This window comes from Actinomadura sp. NAK00032 (genome assembly GCF_013364275.1).
Taxonomy (GTDB): Bacteria; Actinomycetota; Actinomycetes; order Streptosporangiales; family Streptosporangiaceae; genus Spirillospora.
Genome location: NZ_CP054932.1, coordinates 5904306 through 5923984, shown reverse-complemented (window position 1 = coordinate 5923984; position 19679 = coordinate 5904306). Strand labels below are relative to the sequence as shown.

General features: G+C 68.5%; 16 protein-coding genes. 7 read left to right on the top strand and 9 right to left on the bottom strand.

Annotated elements, in window-relative coordinates:
- The first annotated feature begins 111 nt into the window (after positions 1–111).
- From HUT06_RS27510 to HUT06_RS27495, 4 genes are all read left to right on the top strand, one after another.
- Complete coding sequence (locus HUT06_RS27510) at positions 112–2196, top strand: McrB family protein (protein WP_176198360.1); 2085 nt, start codon at positions 112–114, stop codon at positions 2194–2196.
- Positions 2193–3425, top strand: coding sequence for an McrC family protein (locus tag HUT06_RS27505; RefSeq protein ID WP_176198359.1), 1233 nt, complete (start codon positions 2193–2195; stop codon positions 3423–3425). Before HUT06_RS27510 ends, HUT06_RS27505 begins: the two co-directional genes overlap by 4 nt.
- A gap of 202 nt (positions 3426–3627) precedes the next feature.
- On the top strand, positions 3628–4053 hold the full coding sequence (locus HUT06_RS27500; protein WP_176198358.1) for an ATP-binding protein: 426 nt from the start codon (positions 3628–3630) through the stop codon (positions 4051–4053).
- Positions 4050–4619 carry a hypothetical protein gene (locus HUT06_RS27495; RefSeq protein WP_176198357.1) on the top strand — a complete coding sequence of 190 codons (570 nt, stop codon included), beginning with the start codon at positions 4050–4052 and terminating at the stop codon, positions 4617–4619. The genes HUT06_RS27500 and HUT06_RS27495 overlap by 4 nt, the downstream gene beginning before the upstream one ends.
- 109 nt (positions 4620–4728) lie before the next feature.
- Here the strand turns inward: HUT06_RS27495 and HUT06_RS27490 are convergent, their stop codons facing one another.
- The 8 genes from HUT06_RS27490 to HUT06_RS27455 form a co-directional block, all read right to left on the bottom strand.
- On the bottom strand, positions 4729–5790 hold the full coding sequence (locus HUT06_RS27490; protein ID WP_217711484.1) for a zinc-binding dehydrogenase: 1062 nt from the start codon (positions 5788–5790) through the stop codon (positions 4729–4731).
- Positions 5791–5929: 139 nt separating this feature from the next.
- A complete protein-coding gene (locus HUT06_RS27485; protein WP_176198356.1) occupies positions 5930–6463 on the bottom strand; it encodes a hypothetical protein in 534 nt (177 codons plus the stop codon).
- Positions 6464–6786: 323 nt separating this feature from the next.
- Positions 6787–8556 carry a hypothetical protein gene (locus HUT06_RS27480; RefSeq protein ID WP_176198355.1) on the bottom strand — a complete coding sequence of 590 codons (1770 nt, stop codon included), beginning with the start codon at positions 8554–8556 and terminating at the stop codon, positions 6787–6789.
- 724 nt (positions 8557–9280) lie between these two features.
- The gene (locus tag HUT06_RS27475) at positions 9281–10138 is read right to left on the bottom strand and encodes a hypothetical protein (protein WP_176198354.1); all 858 of its coding nucleotides are present in this window, start codon (positions 10136–10138) and stop codon (positions 9281–9283) included.
- A gap of 191 nt (positions 10139–10329) precedes the next feature.
- A complete protein-coding gene (locus tag HUT06_RS27470; protein ID WP_176198353.1) occupies positions 10330–11130 on the bottom strand; it encodes a hypothetical protein in 801 nt (266 codons plus the stop codon).
- 1057 nt (positions 11131–12187) lie between these two features.
- Complete coding sequence (locus HUT06_RS27465; protein ID WP_176198352.1) at positions 12188–12757, bottom strand: snapalysin family zinc-dependent metalloprotease; 570 nt, start codon at positions 12755–12757, stop codon at positions 12188–12190.
- Positions 12758–12788: 31 nt separating this feature from the next.
- The gene (locus HUT06_RS27460; RefSeq protein ID WP_176198351.1) at positions 12789–13511 is read right to left on the bottom strand and encodes a trypsin-like serine protease; all 723 of its coding nucleotides are present in this window, start codon (positions 13509–13511) and stop codon (positions 12789–12791) included.
- A 445-nt stretch (positions 13512–13956) separates the two neighbouring features.
- A complete protein-coding gene (locus HUT06_RS27455; RefSeq protein WP_176198350.1) occupies positions 13957–14928 on the bottom strand; it encodes an NAD(P)-dependent alcohol dehydrogenase in 972 nt (323 codons plus the stop codon).
- Positions 14929–15111: 183 nt separating this feature from the next.
- On the opposite strand from HUT06_RS27455, the gene HUT06_RS27450 reads away from it, so the two are divergent.
- Together HUT06_RS27450 and HUT06_RS27445 are read left to right on the top strand one after the other, a co-directional pair.
- Complete coding sequence (locus HUT06_RS27450; RefSeq protein ID WP_176198349.1) at positions 15112–15984, top strand: hypothetical protein; 873 nt, start codon at positions 15112–15114, stop codon at positions 15982–15984.
- 190 nt (positions 15985–16174) lie between these two features.
- Entirely contained in the window at positions 16175–17710 is a 1536-nt protein-coding gene (locus HUT06_RS27445; RefSeq protein WP_217711483.1) for a sigma-70 family RNA polymerase sigma factor, read from the top strand.
- On the opposite strand, the gene HUT06_RS44790 is transcribed toward HUT06_RS27445, so the two are convergent.
- Positions 17711–18469, bottom strand: a complete 759-nt coding sequence (locus HUT06_RS44790) for a CAP domain-containing protein (protein WP_176198347.1) — start codon at positions 18467–18469, stop codon at positions 17711–17713.
- 261 nt (positions 18470–18730) lie between these two features.
- Between HUT06_RS44790 and HUT06_RS27435 the strand changes: the two genes are divergently transcribed.
- Complete coding sequence (locus HUT06_RS27435) at positions 18731–19414, top strand: excalibur calcium-binding domain-containing protein (RefSeq protein WP_217711482.1); 684 nt, start codon at positions 18731–18733, stop codon at positions 19412–19414.
- Positions 19415–19679 lie beyond the last annotated feature (265 nt).

The following is a 19679-nucleotide window of genomic DNA, read 5'->3' as shown; positions in this document are numbered from 1 at the left end:
GGCGCCGCCCCCGCCGGCCACGGCCGCCGACGGTGCGGGGGCAGGACCGCGCGGGGGCCGGAAGCGGCGAATCCCCGGCGAGGCCGGCATGCGGCTGCGAACCTTGATCGGGTGACCGACCGTACCGATGCCGTCGCGGAGATGGCCTTCGCCGCCGTGCGAACCCTGGTGGCCCCCGACCCGTTCGCCCCCGACCCGTTCGCCCCTCCGGAGGGGTTCGGCACCACCGCGCTGTACGACCGGGTCTTAGCGGCGAATCCGGACCTGGAGACCCGTTGGCGTGCGCTGTCGGGCGACGAAGGCTGGGAAAGCGGCTCGAGTCTCCAGTTCCGGTTCGCGACCGTCAGGCTGCAGCGGGCCGGATACATGTACAGGCACGCCAAGAAATGGTGGGCGACCGGCCTCGGGCGCGCAGCCTTGCGCGAAGACCCCGACCCCGTGGCGTTCTACCGAAAAGCGCGCAGCGCCTACAACTACTGGAAGCGGAACAAGGTCCGGTTCCAAGCCGCGGTCGACTGCCTCGACGTCCTGCCGGACGGGGTGTGGGCATCGGTGGCGGACGTGGCGTCCGAGGCCGGCATCGAGACGGCCGCCCTGGTCGGGCTGCTTCGCGGCAACCGGCCGGAAGGCTGGCACCGGCTGCTCGCCGACGACGGAAGCCTGCCGCGCGAAGCGCACCTCACCGAGCGGGAACGGGAGGAATGGCTCCGGCTGCTGGACGACGACTCCGTCCCCCTGGTGGACGGCCCGGCCGGCGGCCGGGCCGACGCGCACCACCGGCTGCACGCCACCGAACTCCAGATCATGGCCATTCCGGACGGCGATGAGGAGGCACGGTCCCGCCGCGCGTGGCTGGTCCGGGCGCCGGACGAACTGATCCTCGACCTGTGGCTGGCCGAGGGAGTGTGCTCACTGCCGGCGTCCCGGCTGCGCGACCTGCCGCCCGGGGCGTCCCGCGAGGACGTCGAGGAAGCGGTGCGGGACGACTACTCCGATGTCGGCACGCAGGATCGGCGGCGGCTGACCACCGCGTTCCACGCCTTCCTCTCCCGCATGGGAGAGGACGACATCGTCGTCACCAACAACGGCAGCGACATCTACCTCGGGGAGATCGCGGGACTTCCGTCCTTCGTCAGCAGTGTGGGAGAGCGCGCCAATCTGCAGCGCGCCGTGGAATGGCGCAACACCGACCGGCCCATCGATTACGAGGACCTTCCCGACGAGTTCTCCGTCCTGGTCGGCAATCCCGACACCGAGATCGTCGAGCTGACCATGTTCGTGCCGGAACTCGAGAAGCTGCTCGGTGCGCACGTCGAAGTGGCCGAGCGGACGATGCGCGTCCCCGACGCGACCGACGATCTCGCAGCGAAGCTGCTCATCGGCCGGGACTGGCTGCAGGAGTGCGTCGAACTGCTCCGCGAGCGCCCGCAGCTCATCCTCTACGGGCCGCCCGGCACCGGGAAGACCCATCTGGCGCGGCGGCTCGCCCGTCACCTCACCTCCGGACGGCCGGAGTGCGTCCAGCTCGTCCAGTTCCATCCGGCCTACTCCTACGAGGACTTCTTCGAGGGGTACCGGCCGGCGAGGTCCGAGGACGGGACGATCTCGTTCGACCTCGTGCGCGGCCCCTTCCGGCGGCTGGTCAGCGCGGCGCTGGCCCACCCCGGACGCCCCTACGTCCTGATCATCGACGAGATCAACCGGGGCAACCTCGCGAAGATCTTCGGGGAACTGTACTTCCTGCTGGAGTACCGGGGCGAACCCGTCAACCTGCTCTACGGTACCGAGGACGACCAGGGATTCACGCTGCCGCGCAACGTCATCATCATCGGCACGATGAACACCGCCGACCGCTCCATCGCCCTCGTGGACGCGGCCATGCGGCGCCGCTTCTGGTTCGTCGAACTCCACCCGGACGAGCCGCCGACGAACGAGATCCTCCTGCGCTGGCTGCGGAGGGAAGGGCTGGGCGACGAGCCGGCGCGGCTGCTCGCGGAGCTGAACGGCCGCATCGACGACCGCGACTTCAAGATCGGCCCGTCCTACCTGATGCGGGAGAGCGCGGCCACCGAGGCCGGCCTCCAGCGGATCTGGCGGACGCAGATCCTGCCGCTCCTGGAGGAACACCACTACGGCGACGGCACCGACGTCCAAGCGAGGTACGGCCTGGACGCGCTGCGGCGGCGACTGACGTGACCGTCGTCCACCTGGGCGAGGGCGGCGCCTGGACGGAGTATGAACTCACGGCGGAGCAGGCGGCGATCCTGGCCGCCACCGACATGGTGCGTATCGCGCCCGGCCCCCGCGCCGGGCTCTGGAGACTGCGCGACAACGGCCTGGTCGGCGCCGCCCGGATCGGCCCCCCGCATGGCCAGGTGGAGATTCGCGTCCGGCCGAAGACGCCGATCGACCGCCTGTTCCACCTGCTCGGCTACGCGCGGAAGGCGCGCGGCTGGAGGCGGGAGGAGGTCGACGCCGGCGAGCGGACCGAGCTGCTGCCCGCGCTCGCCCACGCGTTCGCCCGGGCCGCCGAACGGGCCCTCGGCCAGGGCGTCCTCCTCGGCTACCGCGAGACGGAGGAGGCGCTGCCGGTGGTGCGCGGCCGCATCCGCGTCAAAGAGCAGATCCAGCGGCGCCACGGATTCCCGGTGCCGGTCGAGGTGCGCTACGACGACTACACCGTCGACATCCCCGAGAACCGGATCCTGCTCGCCGCGACTCACCGGCTGCTGCGCCTGCCGGGCGTCCCGCAGGGCACCCGCCGGCTGCTGCGCCACCTGCCGCTGCGGCTGGACGGCGTGGAACGGCTCGTTCCCGGGCGCCCGCCGCCGGCCTGGACACCGTCCCGGCTCAACAGCCGCTACCAGACCGCCCTGGGGATCGCCGACCTCGTGCTGCGCGGCGCGTCCTACGAACTCGCTGATGGTATCGCCGTCCGTGTGGACGGGCTGATGCTGGAGATGTGGCGGGTCTTCGAGGACTTCGTCTGCGTCGCCCTCGCCGAGGCGCTCCGACCGTACGGCGGGACGGTGAGGCTCCAGGACGAGCGCCACCATCTCGACCTCGCGCACCGGGTGCGGCTTCGCCCCGACCTCGTCCTCTCCACCGCCGAAGGCAGTCCTCTCGCGGTCGTGGACGTCAAGTACAAGACCGGGGACACGCCGCAGCAAGACCTCTACCAGATGCTCGCCTACTGCACGGCGATGAGGCTGAACCGCGCCTACTTGGTGTACGCGTCGAAAACCGAGACCCACAGCCACGTCGTCACCGGCACCGGGGGCGTTCAGATCGTGGAGACCGCGCTCGACCTGTCGGCGCCCCCCGAAGGTCTCCGGGGTCAGGTCACCGCGCTCGCCCGGCAGATCGTCGCGGACGGGCCGGACGGGCCGGACGGGCGGGGCACGACGGCCGCGGCCGCTCCATGACGGGGTCATCCGATGCGCGCACGCGAATATCGCGCGTGCGGGATTTGAGTCGGTGAGCTCCGTCCGTGCCGATCCACCGTGCAGGCCCCCGAGTGAGCCGATTTTGCGTGACCGTTAGGCGACTTCCTGTGACGATCGGTGTGCGGAGCAGGGGAGACCCGAGCGCTCCGCAACCTCCACGCCCATGATCAGGAGTGTTCCGATGTCTCTGACGATGCTTCCGGCGGTGCAGCCGGCGCCGCTGCGGTGGCGGCGTTCCTTCCCCGGCGGGCCCGAGCAGGCCCGCGACGTCCGCCGGTTCGTCGGCTGCCTTCTGGCCGGCTGCCCCTACCTCGACGACGTCCTGCTCGCCGCCGACGAACTCGTCGTGAACGCGCTGCGGCACACGAAGTCCGGTCAGGACGGTGGCTTCTTCACCGTCGAGATCGCCCAGGACGGCGGCCTCGTCGCCGTGTCGGTCACCGACCAGGGTGGGCCCGCCGAGCCCGCCGCCGTCGACGCCGGTGAACTCGCCGAGTCCGGACGCGGGCTGCGCACGATCGCCCTGACCGCCGCGACCTGGGGCTGGCACGGCAACGGCGAGGGCCGCACGGTCACCGCCGTCTTCACGGGGGAGTGGGCCGCGTGACCGAGCCCGCCTCCTGGACGCATGTCCGGGTCCAGCGGCGCGTCCACGCCGCGATGACCGCCGCGATGCGCGCGGACGTCCACGCCATCGACGCCGCTCTCGTCCAGCACGGGAGCGGGAGCCTTGATGCCCACAGCCGTGAGTTCCTGGGAGCGTCCCGCCGTCTCGTACTGGCCTGCACGGCTGCGCTGACCTGCGTCCTTTCGACACACCGCCCCGGCACCGATGCGCGCGGACGGGACATCTGCCACGGGTGCGGGACGCCCGGCTGCCGCACGCTGCAGGGGATCGCCGACGTTCTCACCGCCTACGCCGTCCGCCCAGGCCCGATCGACCGTGCCGAGGCGTGGCGCCGCGCCGACAACCATTTCGCGCACGGTGCCCGCCCTGTCCCGGTGATCGTCGAAGAGTTCCCGGACGGCTTCATAGCTCGCGCCGCGACCGCCGCCGACGGCCCCCGCCCGATTCTGATCGTCGACCGGCTCACCGGCGCCTTGAGCCGCTGGCCGTCCCTGCCCCACGACACCCTCGTCCGCGAATACGCCCGCCATCACGCCGGCCGTTGATCCAGGCACACCCGGCGGGACGCCGACTCGGCCGTCCGGACGGCCGGCAGCGGTCGGCCAACGCGTCCGGTCCGCGGCAGTAACCGTTGATCCCGCTCGTACCCGGATATCAAGGCAAGATCACGATCTTGCCGACGCGCGAGCCATGGCGGAACTCCTCCTGAGCCGCGTGGATGTCGCTGAGCGGGTACCTGGCGGCGATGCGCGGTCGCAGGGCGCCCGTGCGGGCCAGGCCCGCCAGTTCCGTGAAATGGGCACGGGTGTGCATCGAGGAGCCGATGAGGCTGAGGTTGTGCAGGTAGAGGCGACGCAGGTCGAACGAGACCACGGGCCCGGCGACCGCGCCGGCGATGACCCAGCGGGCACCGTCGCGCAGTGCGGGCAGCACCCGCTCGAGCCAGGGGCCGCCCGCCACGTCGGCGACGGCGTCCAACCCACCGGGTGCCGCCGCCCGCAGCCTGCCCTGCAGTTCAGCCGGATCAATGTCACGGGAGAGAGTGACTTCCGCGCCGGCGTCGCGCACCGCTTCGGCCTTGGAGCCGCTGGTCAAGGCCAGTACCCGCGCGCCACGCGCGGCCGCGAGCTGAACGAGGGCGAAGCCGACACCACCGGACGCGCCAGTGACGAACACCGTCTCACCCTTGTTGATGCGGGCGCGCTCCAGCATGCCCATCGCTGTGCCATAAGCCACGGGCAGCGCAGCGAGTTCTTCGTCGGACAGCGGTGAGTCGGTCATGTCGTGGAGCCGGACGGCGTCGACCGCCACATAGGTGGCGAAGCCTCCGTCCCCCTCGCTGCCGAGCAGACCGACCGGCATCGCGTCCTCGCCCTCATCGGCGTAGAACGCCGGATCGACCAGGACTCGACGCCCCACCCATCCGTCGGAGACACCGTCGCCGACCGCAGTGACCGTGCCGGCGATGTCCCCGCCCTGCACACGAGGGAAGTCCAGCGGGCCACGCCATCCGGCCTTCGCGTCCGGGCGGCCCGGCAGCCCGTAGGCACCTTCCCGCGTCCAGATATCGGTGTTGTTCAACGCTGCCGCAGCCACCCGAACGAGCACCTGACCTGGACCGATCTCTGGAAGCGGCCAGTCCTCTCGTACCTCCAGGGCGTCCGGCCCGCCGTGCCGGTGCAGAACAGCCGCGGTCATCAAAGAATCGTCGCCCATACGTCCTTCCTGGCTCACCACCACTTCCGGACGGGCTTCCCCGACCGCACCTGCGTAATCCCACCAGCGGGACGGGGCTACGAGCTGCAGACGAGGACGGTCGCCGCGCGGCCCGGGCCGAGCTGCTCGAAGGGCGGCTCTACGGGATCAGTGCGACCTGGTGTTCGTGGCCGGGGTCGATCACGACCTCTCCCTCCGCCAGCACGTCATGGCCGCGCACGGGTTCCCACGCTGCGGTGATCCCCCTGGAGGCCTCCAACGCCAGGAGCGATGTGAACACCGCGCGATCGCCCTCAGACCGGTAGACCAAAGCGTCGGGGAACTTCTCGCGCAATTGCTCCATGGAGCCGTCTTGCATCATGCGGAACAGTGGGAAATTAAAGTTCTGGAGTGACCTGATGGGTAGCAAGGGACCTTTTCTGTCGACGTACAAGAACACGTCCTCAGGGACGGCTTCGACGAGCTCCTCAAGGCGACTGATCCCCCAGCTTTGAAAGTTCTCCGACTCGAGGAAGTCCAATTGGAAGGGGCCTGTACGGCTTACGCCCAGCATGCGGAAGTCATTCAGATCCCAGATGAGCGGTTTCGAGTCACGGCGCACTGGGATGGTGAGCTGATCTGCGTCAAGGAGACGCGCGACTAGGTTGAGTCGGCGGCCTCTCAGTTTCACCATACTGCGCATCCATGCTCGGGCGCTCGACGTTACGTCTCTGGTGCGAACGTCGATGGAAGTCTCTTCCTCGAAGGCAGTTAGAAGATCCTCGGTGCCCGGCCGTAGTTCATGGCGAACCCCTTCGTCGGTCGGATAGGGAAGCCTGTGATCGAATCCATGAAACCTTATATCATCCGGGATTCCATCTGGAAAAGCCGTGCAAAAATATATCGTTCCTGCTCTCGGTAGGTCACTGGCCTCATGTGGATTCCAGTCGGGATCTGGAACCTTTTTCAACAGATTGCAAGAACTGCAGATGCTGGATGGCAAGATAATGCTTGTCATTATTTTCCTTTGAAATGCTTATCGATAAATTGTCCGATAGTTGCAGATATGGGGCGCGAGTGGGCGTTGAGGCGCCACTCTGCAAACCCTTCGGCGATCATCTCGCTCGCGTTCGTCGTGCCGTATTCGCCGAGTCCGGCGGCTAGTCGCTGCTGACCGAAGGGAACGCCGACTTGCAGTGAGAATTCGTCTACTGAAACTCCGACTTTCCTTAGTTCTCTGGCGAGCTCTTGGCAAAGTCTTGGGTCCGCCAATATCCGGTGGCCGATTTGGTGGCCAAATTCGTGATAGAAGGTTCCCCTGGCTGTCAGGCCCTTGGGTACCGACCACCCCTCCTCGGTTCTTTTGATCGCAACCGCGTCGGTGACGGCCTTGCTCATGAGGTTGGTCTGGTTTAAGTATATACCTTGTGGTCCTGGTCCACTGCCGTCGTTGATGGAGTGTGCCATGGTATTGGGTCCTGCGCTGGGGTTTGTTTTTCTCATTTCGTCGAGGCTTTGAACCTTGACGTTTTTCATGTCTCGAAAAATGGACGGGTAGTCGTTGGCTGCTCCCTCGAGGGCCTCAGTGATGCCGCGTGCATTCGCGGGATCGATCGGATGGCTGCTGAAATCGACTTTCACTCCGAACCTTGCGGCGATGCGTTGTGCTGCATCCTCGACGTTGCGCAGCGCCGAAAGTGCCTTCTCCGACAGCACCGGTGCGGCGGCTGATGCTCTCTCATCATCGAAATGCGAGCCCGGGTGGTCCGAATTGGAAGGTTGCCGTGGTGGGGCAGGATCGGCGCGGACCGCAGTCTCAAGATCGGGCTTCGTGCCTTTTCTAGCGGCGTTTCGAAGCGCGGCGCCGATCTTGGAGCCCACTCCGGCACCTGAACCGGTGCCCATGGTGGCAGCTGTGATCGCGATGCTCGGTGCGGTCTTGCCGAGCGCGTGTACGGGATCGCGCTTCCAATCCTCCCAGTTGACGATGGCCTTGGCGAACTCGCCAGGATGCTGGACGCCCAGGAAAAGTCCCTTGATCTGGCCGACGGGCCCGCGCTCCATCCAACTCTTACGGTTGATACCAAAGTAGAAGGGTGCGCTGAAGGGGTTTATGGCCAGCCCGCCAAGACCTATGTCTTTCGCGCCTTCCCACACACCTGGGAGGTAGCGGTGCGCGTAGGTGTCCCAGAGACTGCCGATCGCTTCCTTGACTCCGGGGGATTTCGGCAAGATTCCCTGAATCGTCTTGACGGCGGATTGAACAATTTGCTGCTGGTCTGTTTTGAGGAGCTCAGCCCTACGTCGGTCAACATCGGGTTTCAGTGCCCGTACATGGTTGGCGGAACGGGATATGGACCGTACCGGCGCAGTGCTCAATCCGAGGTCGGCCAGGATGCGTGACAGGGTCGCGGCTGCGTCGTTCCAGGACTCGGCCGCGCTGGATAACGCCCGGCCGAGTTGATCCAGGCCTGCCGGGGAGCCGCTGCGTTCGGCAGGCGAGCCGGGAGGGCGGCCGCGCGGAGGCCCGGGGATGTACGGCTCACCGATCCGAGGCGGAGGCCCGTCCTCGCCGGCGAGATGGTGGACGGCGTCGAATGCCGCGTAGAAGCCAGAGCGGGCGTCATCGTGGGCCCGGACGAGAGTCTGCTGAAGGCGTGTACCGGCCGGGCCGACCAATGCACCGCTCTGGAGCAGGGCGAATGCTTGTTTGAGCGCGGGCCCCCGCTCCTCGGCAAGTTGCTTGACGCGCGGCAGGCGGGCGGCCGCCAGGGAGGCACGCGTCATAGTGCCGCCCCCTCACCTCCGCGCGGAATGGTTCGGGGGCTCACGGCGCCCCGGCCTCTCGGTGCTGCTGTTCGACGCCCACGTGCTCAACCCTTCGCTGGCCGCCCGGATGGCATCCGAGTAGTCGCCGGTTCGTCGGCATGTTCCGGGACGTGCGGGGCCGACGCCTGCCATGCCGGTCCCTATTCAAGCGCGCACGTCCGGGCATTGCACGTCGCGATATTCGGCCCGCGCCGTCCGGTGCTCCGTATCTTTAGTCATCGCATCGATCACTCCCCTGCTTCGTTCAGTGCCGCGAGCAGCATGAAACGATGGTTACTTTGGCGAGGAGCTATCCAAGCGAGATGGCCATGACGCATGTGTCCGGGATCAGTTGATATGAGACCGCCTGTGGCGGCTCGCTGTCTTCCCTGCGGCAAGCAGGCTGCTTGCTAGACCGGACGTGCGCGGCGCCACGGCGGTGTGTGAAGCGGGGTGGCGCTACTGTTCGGGGAAGGCGTCTCTCGAATGGGAGTTGGTGTGAGGCCGCCGATCTGTTTGATCTGCAGGAAGTCCCCTCGGGACGGCCTTTCGTACGAGTCGTTCACGGCTGTGCGGTTCGAGATCGACGCCGAGGCGGAGGCCGTCCGGCGGGTATGGGAGCGGGAGGGGTGGACCGGCCAACCCGGCCAGGGGATGAGGGCGGTCGTCGCGCAGCCTGGCGCCCCGGTCTGATCGGTGAGCTCTACGGGACCAGCGTGACCTGGTGCTCGTGACCAGGGTCGATGATGACTTCTCCCTCCGCCAACACGTCTCGGCCACGCACTGACTCCCACGCCGTGGTGATCCCTCTGGAGGCCTCCAGCGCCAGGAGTGATGTGAAGACCGCGCGTTCCCCCTCAGGTCGGTAGACCAAGGATTCGGAGAACTCTTCGCGCAATTGTGCGGCGGAGCCATCCTGTATTATGCGGAACAAAGGAATATTGAAACTGTGGAGGGCTCGGACGGGGAAAAGGGGGCCTCGCTTGTCGACGTACAGCAGTACGTCTTCGGGAACGCCGGCGGCGAGTTCCTCGGGGGAGTAGGTCCGCCAGCCTTGAAAATCGTCTGACTCGGTGAAGTCGAGTTGGATTGGTCCAGTGGTGCTCACTCCGAGCATGCGGAAGTCGTCGAAAATCCAAATCGCCAGTGTGTCATCGCTGCGCACCGGAACGGTGAGTTGATCCGCGTCCAGCAGGAACGTGGCAAGTTCGAGCCGGCGTGCTCTCAATGCGGCCATCTGGCTCATCCAGGCTTGCACGGTCGACGTAACGTCTCTGGTCCGGACATCTATGGGAGTCTCCTCCTCGAAGGCGGTCAGAAGATCTGCCATGCCCGGCCGCAGTTCGTGGCGGATCCCGCCGTCGGTCGGGTAGGGGAGCCGGTGATCAAACCCATGAAAGCTGATATCATCGGGAATTTCGTCCGGGAAGGCGGCGCAAAAATTTATTGCTCCGGCTTTCAATGGATTGGTGATCTTATTTGGGTCCCAGTCGGGGTCCGGGACGCTCTTCAAAAGCTTGCAGGAATCGCAGATGCTGGTTGGGGGTATGATGGTGGTCATTACTTCCCCTTGAAGTGCTTGTCGATGGAACGATCTTTCGTCCGCGTCGTTCATGGCCGTGCGGTTCGAGATCGGCGCTGAGGAGGAGGCCGTCCGGCGCGTATGGGATCGGTAGGGCTGGACCGGCCAACCCGGCCAGGGGATGGGGGCGGTCGTCGCGCAGCCTGGCGCCCCGGTTTGATGGGTGAGTTCTACGGGACCAGTGTGACCTGGTGCTCGTGACCAGGGTCGATGACGACCTCTCCCTCCGCCAACGCGTCTCGGCCACGCACTGGTTCCCACGCCGTGGCGGCCCCCCTGGAGGCTTCCAGCGCCAGGAGCGATGTGAACACAGCGCGTTCGCCCTTAGGCCGGTAGACCAAGGAGTCTGGGAACATTTCGCGCAATTGCTCGGTGTGGCTTTCTCGCATCATGCGAAACAGTGGAATGTTGAAACTTTGGAGCGCATGGACGGGAAGCAGAGGGCCTCGTTTGTCGACGTACAGCAGCACGTCTCCGGAGGCACTTGCGGCGAGCCCCTCAAGGGTGCCGGACCGCCAGCCTTGAAAATCATCCGACTCGACGAAGTCAAGTTGGATGGGGCCTGTGCTGCTCACGCCGAGCATGCGGAAGTCATCGAACGTCCAGATCACCGGTGTCCCGTCACTGCGCACGGGAATGCTGAACTGTTCCGCGTCCAGGAGTAAATTGGCAAGTTCGAGTCGGCGGGCTCTGAGCGCGGCCATCTTGCCCATCCAGGTCCGGGCGCTCGATGTCACGTCTCTGGTTCGGACGTCGACGGTGTTGTCTAGCTCGAAGCCGGCAAGGATGTCCGCCTTACCTGGTCGCAGTTCATGTCGTATGCCACCGTCGGTGGGATAGGGGTAGCGGTGATCGAAACCGAAGTATCTGATGTCGTCGGGTATCTCATCGGGGAACGCTTCGCAGAAGTAGATCGAACCATCATCCGACGGGCTTCTGGGGTTGTCCTGATCCCAGTCCGGATCCGGCACCCACTTCAACCGGGTGCAGGAGTCGCAGATGCTCCACGGTGGTATTACTATTGACACTACTTCCCCTTGAAGTATTCGTCAATGAACCGCCCAATGGCCGTGGATATCGGGCGGGGATGCGGGCTGATTCGCCACTCCGCGAAGCCTTCGCTGATCATCTCGCTGGCATTTTTTTTGCCGTACATTCCCAGGCCCTCTCCAGTGCCTTTCTGTCATGTGGAACATCGTGCTGCAGCGATCCTTCGTCGATCGCGACCCCGATTTTCCTGAGTCTCTCAGCCACTCGGGCTCACGATGACGCGTTCCGGCTTCTACGCGGCGTTCGACGCTGTCCACCACCTCGCCGGCGAGGACGGGCTTCCGCCCCGGATCGTTGAGCCGTACATCCCCCGGCCTTCGCGAGGCCGACCTCCTGGCTCGTCCGCTGAACGCAGCGGCTTCCCACGGGGCTGGATCAGCTCGGCCGGGAGTTATCCGGTGCAGGCCGGTCGTGGGACGATGCTGCCGCAGCTCTGTCACACATCCTCGCCGACCTGGGATTGAGTACCACGGCAGCACCGAACGTCTCCCGTCCCGCAGGTCGCGTGAGGGCACTGGAACTCGACATTGACCGGGAGGTGTCTCTCGGAGGGGAGTTGGTGTGAGGCCGCCGGTTTGTTTGATCTGTAGGAAGTCTCCTCGGGACGGCCTTTCGTACGAGTCGTTCACGGCCGTGCGGTTCGGGATTGACGCCGAGGAGGAGGCCGTCCGGCGGGAATGGGATCGGGAGGGTTGGACCGGCCATCCTCCGGAAGTGGAGTGGTTCTGCCGCGAGCACACCGCGCTGGGCGAAGAGCATGCGCATCTGCATTGGCGTGCGGCCTTGACGCGTTTGCAGGCGCACCTGCGATAGGCCTGCATGGGTGGGCTGGCGATGGCACGTCGCGCAGACGGCGCTTGTGCGGCTTCGCTACGGAGACTCCTCCGGCGGTGGAAGCGCGGCGCGGCACCGTCACAGGGGTTGCCGGTGACGGTGCCGCGCCGGGGGTCGGCGTCCAGGGACGTCGCGGGAGAGCGGTCAGAAGACGAAGCAGTCCGGGTACGTTGCCTGCCGGGCGGCTGCCGCGCGCGCTGCGGGGACCCAGGAGCCCGCGTTGCGCGACACCTGTGCGGCTTCGGTCGCGTGCGGAGTGGTGCTCTGGCACGAGACCGGGGAGCTGTGGCCCGACATCAGGTAGTCGCAGCGTCCGTTGCGGTTGTCGGGCAGGCTGAGGGCGTGCCCGAGTTCGTGGGCGGCGATCCTGGGCGGGTAGAAGCCGTCGTTGACCGCTTCACGTCCCATGTAGATGACGGCCTGGCCGAAGCCGTACATGTAGGTGCGCGGCCAGCCGTTGTCGGCGTACACCTTGACGGTGGCCTGGCCTCCGGTCGCGGGGACGAGCCGGATCGCGGGCACGGCCGCGTTCCATGCGGCGGCGCCTTCGTCGACGGCCGCCCGGAACTCCTGGGCGCCGCCGGCGTCGTAGTAGATCGTCCGGACGGCGAGCGGGGCGGGGGCCGTGGCGGACGCGGGAGCGGCGGCCAGCGCGGGCACCAGGAACGCGAGCCCGAGGGTGGCGGCCAGCGCCGCCGTGATCTTACGGAACATGCGGGAACTCCTGCGGGGTGGGGGCGGAGGGTCAGCCGCCGATTTGCTGGTTGATCCAGGACAGGTACGGCGCGATGCCGGTGTAGAGGGTCGTGGTCGCGCACTCGCCGCGGTTGTCGCCGGGGCCGTGGGTCTCGCCGACGAGCGTCCAGTTGCCGCGCGATCCGACGACCGCCGGTCCGCCGGAGTCGCCGTGGCAGGCGGAGTGCGACCGGTCGCCCGACACGCAGACGTCGTTCGCGGTACCGCCGCCGGCCCAGCACTGGCCGCTCGGCAGGACGGTCAGGTCGATCTCCTGGAGGATGGTCGGGGTGCTGCAGTACGGCCAGCTCGTGCAGCCCCAGCCGAGCAGCCGCACCGGGGTGTTCGGCGCGGGGTTTGACTGCGCCATCGCGACCGGGGCCGCCTGGACCGGCGAGGACAGGTGCATCAGCGTGAGATCGGTGCCCGGCCTGGTGGTGCGCCGGTCGATCGACCGGAGCTCACCGCCGGAGTTCTTGTAGGTCGAGCCGATCCGGGCCTGCGACGCCGGGCCGCAATGGTTGGCCGTGACGATCCACTGGGACGCGACCAGGCTGCCGCCGCATCCGTTGCTCAGCGCCGCCATCCAGGAGTACGTCTCGGTGGCGTTGTGGCCGCCGATGATGGGCTGGCCGCCGCCGTCGGGAGGTCCGGCGGCGGACGCGGCGGTCGCGCCGCACATCGTGAGCGCGGCCGCGCACGCGACCAGCGCCGCTTGCATCAGTCTTCGCATGGTGGTTCTCCAATCTGGGGTTCGGGCCGCCGGCGGGCCTCTCCGGGCTCCGCGACCGGAGCAGGAGGCGCGGCGCCGGAACGGTCGGGTTGCCGGGAGTTGGAGCCGCTTCCCGTACTTCGGACGCAGTCGCGTCGCGCTATGGCGGTGCGAGGCGTGCACAGAGAATTCTCTGGCGGCGTGGATCGGGCTCCATGAGTGGCAAAGGAATTGCAGAACCGCATACCCTGGTGCATGCGGTTTCTCAATGATCCCTTCGCGGATGCCACATCTACCGGAGGGTAGTTGAGCGAACCATCTCGCTCTAGCGCATGAACGGTGTTAGATGTTCAATGTTGATTTCTAGACGCGTAGAAATCCGATGGCGCTCCGTGCCGCGATGTGCCTGGTCTTCAGGGGAGACGGCCCAGACCAGGGTTCAAGGAATGAATCGGTGGTCGGACTCTCAGGGGTGTGGTGCGACGTCGATGACGACGTTGCCGATCTTCTGACCTGTTTCGACGTATCGGTAGGCTTCGACGATCCGGTCCAGCGGGTATCGCCGGTCGATGACCGGGCTGAACTGCCCTGACTCCATCAGGCCGCGGATGTGCTCCACCATTTCCTTGTTCTGGGTGGGGGCGCCGAACTTCACTCTCCTGCCGCGGAACAGTGGCGTGAAGAGTGCCAGGGGAATGTTCTGCCACCCCGGCCCGAGGTCGGACGACATGTAGAGCCCGCCGGGTTTCAGCAGCCGGCGGCAGCGGCCGAACGTGCTCTTGCCGACCGCGTCGAGCACCAGGTCGTACCGCTGTTCGTCCGCGGTGAAGTCCTGGGCCGTGTAGTCGACGACCCGGTCGGGCCCCAGACCGCTTACCAGTTGCAGATTCGCCGTGTCGCAGACCGCGGTCACCGTGACGTTCATGCTTTTCAGCAGTTGTACCGCGGCCGAACCGATGGCGCCGGTCGCGCCGTAGACGAGGACGTCCTGTCCGGCTGTCGTCCGTGCCGTGCGGATCGCCGAAAGCGCGTAGTGGGCGCCTTCCGTTCCGGCGGCGGCCTCCCAGAACTCCGCGCCCGCGGGCATGGTCGTGATCATGCCGTCCTCCGGGACGGACAGGTACTCGGCGTGCGTCCCGAAGGCGCCCTCGTTGTACCCGAAGACCCGGTCGCCGGCGGCGAAGGACGCGACGCCGCCGCCGACCGCCTCGACCACTCCGGCGAACTCGGTCCCCAGGACCTTGCGGCGCGGCCGGGCGAGGCCGGTGAGCAGCCGCATGAAGAAGGGCCGGGCGGCGCGGTAGGCGCAGTCCGTCCGGTTCACCGTCGTCGCGTGCACCTTGACGAGGACGTCGCCGTCTCCGGCCGTGGGCTCGTCCAGTTCGGCGATCTGGACCACTTCGGGCGGGCCGTACCTGGCATGAACCGCTGCTTTCACAAATGCACCATAAGGCAGGTGTCCACTTTCTCACATGCGATCAGCCGAAACGGTGGTCGGGATGTGAATCCGGGGACGCCCGCCGCATTCGTCGGGGCGCCCGCTCGGACCATTCGGTTCGCGCGGCCCGCCGCCTCGGGCACCCTTGCGTCTCGTAACCGGAGGATCAATGCTGGGGAAGTGGTGACCGAGCCTCCCGCCTCAAATCCCGTGCTGTGGGAGAGATTCCTGCAGGTCCTTCGGGATGCGGCCGGTGCGGCGAAGGCCGCTGACCAGCCTCCCTCCGGCGCCTGCGGTGAAATGCGGATGCTGGTGCACCATGCGGAGTCGCTCACGAATGCCGACCCGGATCTCTTCCATCGGAGCGCGCTGGCGATAGGCGCGCACGACTGTGATCAGTGGCATGGCGTCTGGGCAGGGGTGTTCGGCGGCTGCAAAGTCTACGCCGACGTGATTCATGGCCGCCGGGACGACTGGGAGCGCGACGTCGGTGAATGGCTCGACCCTCAAGCGCGGTGGGATCCCTCGGATTCACCGCCGTCGGCCGTCCCGCCCTACGCGCCGCAGCCGCCGTATCTCCCGCCGTCTCCGGCCTCTTCGGCGGCGCCGGTGCAGCCTGTGCCCCATCCGTCGCAGCCCCAAGCCGGGAGCTGGCCTGCGGGCGCACACGACATTCTCGACCACGCGCTGCATATCGGCACGTACGTGGGTGCGGCGGCTGCGGGAGGAGTGATCGGCAATCGGGCGGACGCCGGTGTGGTCGCGGCCGTGAAGCGCCTGTTGCGCGCGATGCGCAGGCGGCTGCCCGGAGGGCGCGGCGCCGAACCGCCCCTGGGCAGGGAAGAGGCCATCGAATCCGCGTGCTCCGCCGTCTACGGCCGAGGCTATCTCGGTGGGACGTTCGTCGCCGTGCGCGCTGATCGGGAAGCGGACTGCTGGATCGTCCACTGCCGAGCCCTGCATCTGGAAACCGGCATGGAACTGATGAGGGTGAGGGTTCCGTTCGCTGACGCCGCGTCCCCCAGCATCCTGCTCGTGAATCGCGAGCCTGGATAGCCGTCCGGCTGGAAGGAACCGCGCCTGCCGGCTCCGCATGCCGACCGCGCCTGTCGGCCCGCCCGCCCGGCCATCGGCGGCGCGGCGCGTCCAGAGACGAGGCAGAATTGGCGGGTTTCCTGTTATCTCTGGTGGTTTCGGAGGTCTCCAGAGGGACCGGCGGCGACTCTCTGGAGGGCGAAGGATGCGTGTGGGCACGGATGTGGACGTGCTGGTCCGGGCGGCGCAGGACGGGGACGCCGGCGCCCGGGAGCAGCTGGTCGCCGACCATCTGCCGCTGCTCTACAACGTGGTCGGCTGGGCGCTCGGCGGCCATGCCGACGTGGACGACGTCGTCCAGGAGTCGGTGCTGCGCGCCCTCGGCGGGCTGGGCGGGCTGCGCGAGCCGGCGCGGTTCCGGTCGTGGCTGGTGTCCATCGCCATGAACCAGGTGCGCCGCCGCTGGTCGGCGCAGCGCGCCGGGACGCCGATGGATCCGCAGGCCATGGCCCAGGTGGCGGGTGCCGAGGACGACTTCGCGGGGCTGGCCGTCCTGCGGCTGGAGCTGTCGGAGCAGCGCCGCGAGATCGCCGAGGCGACGCGGTGGCTGGACGCGGGGGAGCGCGAACTCCTCGGGCTGTGGTGGCTGGAGGCGTCCGGGCATCTGACGCGGCGGGAGCTGGCGGACGGGCTCGGGGTGCCGGCGGCCCACGCGGCCGTGCGGGTGCAGCGGATGAAGAAGCAGCTGGCGACGTGCCGCGCCGTGGTGCGGGTGGTGAGCGGGCGGCGGTGCGGCGGGCTCGAGCCGGTCCTCGCCGAGTGGGACGGGCGGCCGTCCCCGCTGTGGCGCAAGCGGATCGCCAAGCACATCAGGGACTGCCGCTCCTGCACCGCCCGCCAGCGCGACCTCGCCCCGCCCGAGGCGCTGCTGGCGGGCCTGGTCATGGTGCCGATGCCCGCCGACTCCTCCCTGCACGCGGCGCTGGCCGGCGCCCAGTCCCTACTGGACGCCGCCAACACCGCAGCGGGCGTCGGTAACGCGGCCCCCGGCGCGAGCACGACCGGATCTGGCGCGGGCAGCGCCTCGTCCGGAGCGGGCGCTTCTTCGGCTGGTGCGGGGCACTCCTCCTCAGCGGCTGCGGTGAAGTCGTCTGGCGGCGCCGCGCGCTGGGTGGCGGGGGCGGCGGCGGCCGGTGTCGCCGCGGCGGTCGTCTACTGGGCACTGCCGGAACCGGACGGTCCCGCGCGTCCCGCGCCCGACGCCGCGGCCCCGGCGCCCGTCCGGCGGACGGCCCCGTCCACCCCGCCGCCCACGCCCGAGGCCGCGCCGGACAAGGCCCGGGTCACCCCGCGGCGCGCCCCCGCCACCGTCGAGCAGCGGGTCGTGACGCTCGTCAACGCCGAGCGGGCGGCGGCCGGGTGCCGCCCGCTGCGCGTCTCGCCGGCGCTGCACCGGGCGGCGCAGCGGCACTCCGCGGACATGGCGTCCCACCGCGTCCTCGACCACCGGGGCTCCGGCGGCGACGGGCCGTGGGAGCGGATCACCGCCGCCGGGTTCCGGTGGAACGCGTGGGCGGAGAACATCGCGCGCGGCCAGTCGGGCCCGCCCGCCGTCGTGGACACCTGGATGGGCAGCCCCGGCCACCGGGCCAACATCCTCAACTGCGGGTTCACGATGGTCGGGATCGGGCTCGTGCAGGGCTCCGGAGGCCCCTGGTGGACGCAGGTGTTCGCGACGCCCCGGTGATCAGCGGGAGGCGCCGAAGACCTGCGTCCAGTACGGTCCGCCCGATTTCACCACCCCCACGCCGATCTCGCGGAAGCCGCAGTTCAGGATGTTCGCGCGGTGCCCGGGGCTGTTCATCCAGGACTTCATGACGCTCGCCGGGGTCGGCTGGCCCTTGGCGATGTTCTCGCCATAGGTGGACCAGCGGTATCCGGCGGCGGTGATCCGGTCGCCGGGGCTCTTGCCGTCCGGGTTGGTGTGGTCGAAGAAGCCGCGCCGGGCCATGTCGGCCGAATGCCTCTGCGCCGCCGCGGCCAGCTTGCCGTTGGACGTCAGCGCCCGGCAGCCGTTCTTGGCGCGCTCCTTGTTCACCAGCGAGATGACCTGAGCCGCGGCGCCCCCGGCCGCCGGTGCGGACGGCGCCTTCGACCGGGCGGGCGGGGGCGCGGCCGGACGCGACCGTGTCGCGCGCGGCGTCGGCGTGCGCGGCCTGGCGGTCTTCCGGGTCTGCTTGGGACGGGCCGTCTCGCTCGGCGACGGCTCCGCGGCGTCGAGCGGGGCGGCCGGGGCGGACGAGGGGGACACCGAGGTGCCGTTCGCGGCGGGCGCGGCACCGGGGCCGCCGCCGAACGCGCCGCTCGCCATGCCGGCGATCCCGCCGATCACCAGCACCCCCGCCGCGCCCGCGGCCGTCCACGCCGCCGCACGCCCGGACACCGTCCGCTGCTGCCGCCGCCTCGGGCCCGGCCCGCCGGCCCTGGGGGGAAGGGGGTTGCTCATGGCGATGCCACGTCCTCTCTCGTCGGATGTCCGTAGATACGGTGCAGACCCCCGACAGGACGGGCGATAACAGAAAAATCAGAGTCGATCGCGAAATCTAGCCGCTCGTCCGCACGCTCCCGCGTCGTGCGAGCGAGGCCCGGCCGGCGAGATTTGGACGAGTATTGGCCTCGCTCTGCGTCCCCGCTGATATGGATATCGCCCCGTTTCGGGTGGAATGAACTGCGATGCGGCGGACCTCCGCAGAACGAAGGCCACGCCATGACCGCCGATTCCCGCCCACCCGCGAAGCGCTGGATCCTCGCGGCCCTCGCCGTGATGGCCACGATGCTGCTTCTCGCCGGCCTCACCTCCTCCTGCGGCGGCGAGACGCACCAGAGGACGTCGCAAGGCAGCCGAGGGTCAGCGCCGCCGTCCTCGACGGAGCCGCCGGACGAGGGCGGGCCGCCGTCCTCCGAGCGGCGGGGCGAAAGCGGCCTGGATCCGCGCTTCCGCACGTGCGCGGAGGCGAACGCCGCCGGGTACGGCCCGTACGTGAAGGGCACGGATCCCGAGTACGGCTGGTACCGGGACCGCGATCACGACGGCGTCGACTGCGAAGGCGACGCGGCCCGCACCCTTGACCCCCACTTCCAGACCTGCGCGGAGGCGAATGCCGCCGGGTACGGCCCGTACGTTAAGGGCACGGATCCCGAATACGGCTGGTATCAGGATCGCGATCACGACGGCGTCGACTGCGAGTTCGCGCACGGTGGCGGGCCGTCGAGCCCGGCTCCCGCCCCCTCGCCGACTGCGGAGCCGTCGACCTCCGAGGAGCCGTCCGCGCCGAGCGAGGAGCCATCGGACTCGGGGCCGAGCCTGGAGCCCGCCCCCAGTGAGGAGCCACCGACCTCGGAGCCGAGCGGCGAGCCGTCGGTGCCCGATTCCTCCGGTGGGCGGCCCTGACCCGAGCGGTGCTGAAAATCGAATGGCAGGCGCCGCTGCGCGCGAACGTCCAGAAGTTCCTGCTGCGCTCGGGCGGCTCCACCGGCGGCTTCAGAATCGCGAGCGGTAAGGCCGGTGACCTCGCCCAGTGGAGGGACTGGCGGACCCCCGCACTCTCGGACGGCCCGTCCACCCCACCGACCACCACGCCGCCGGCCAGTCAACGGAGTTCGGCTTCCAGGGGACGGCACCGGGCCGGGATGGCTGCCACCTGCTCCGCCGGGTG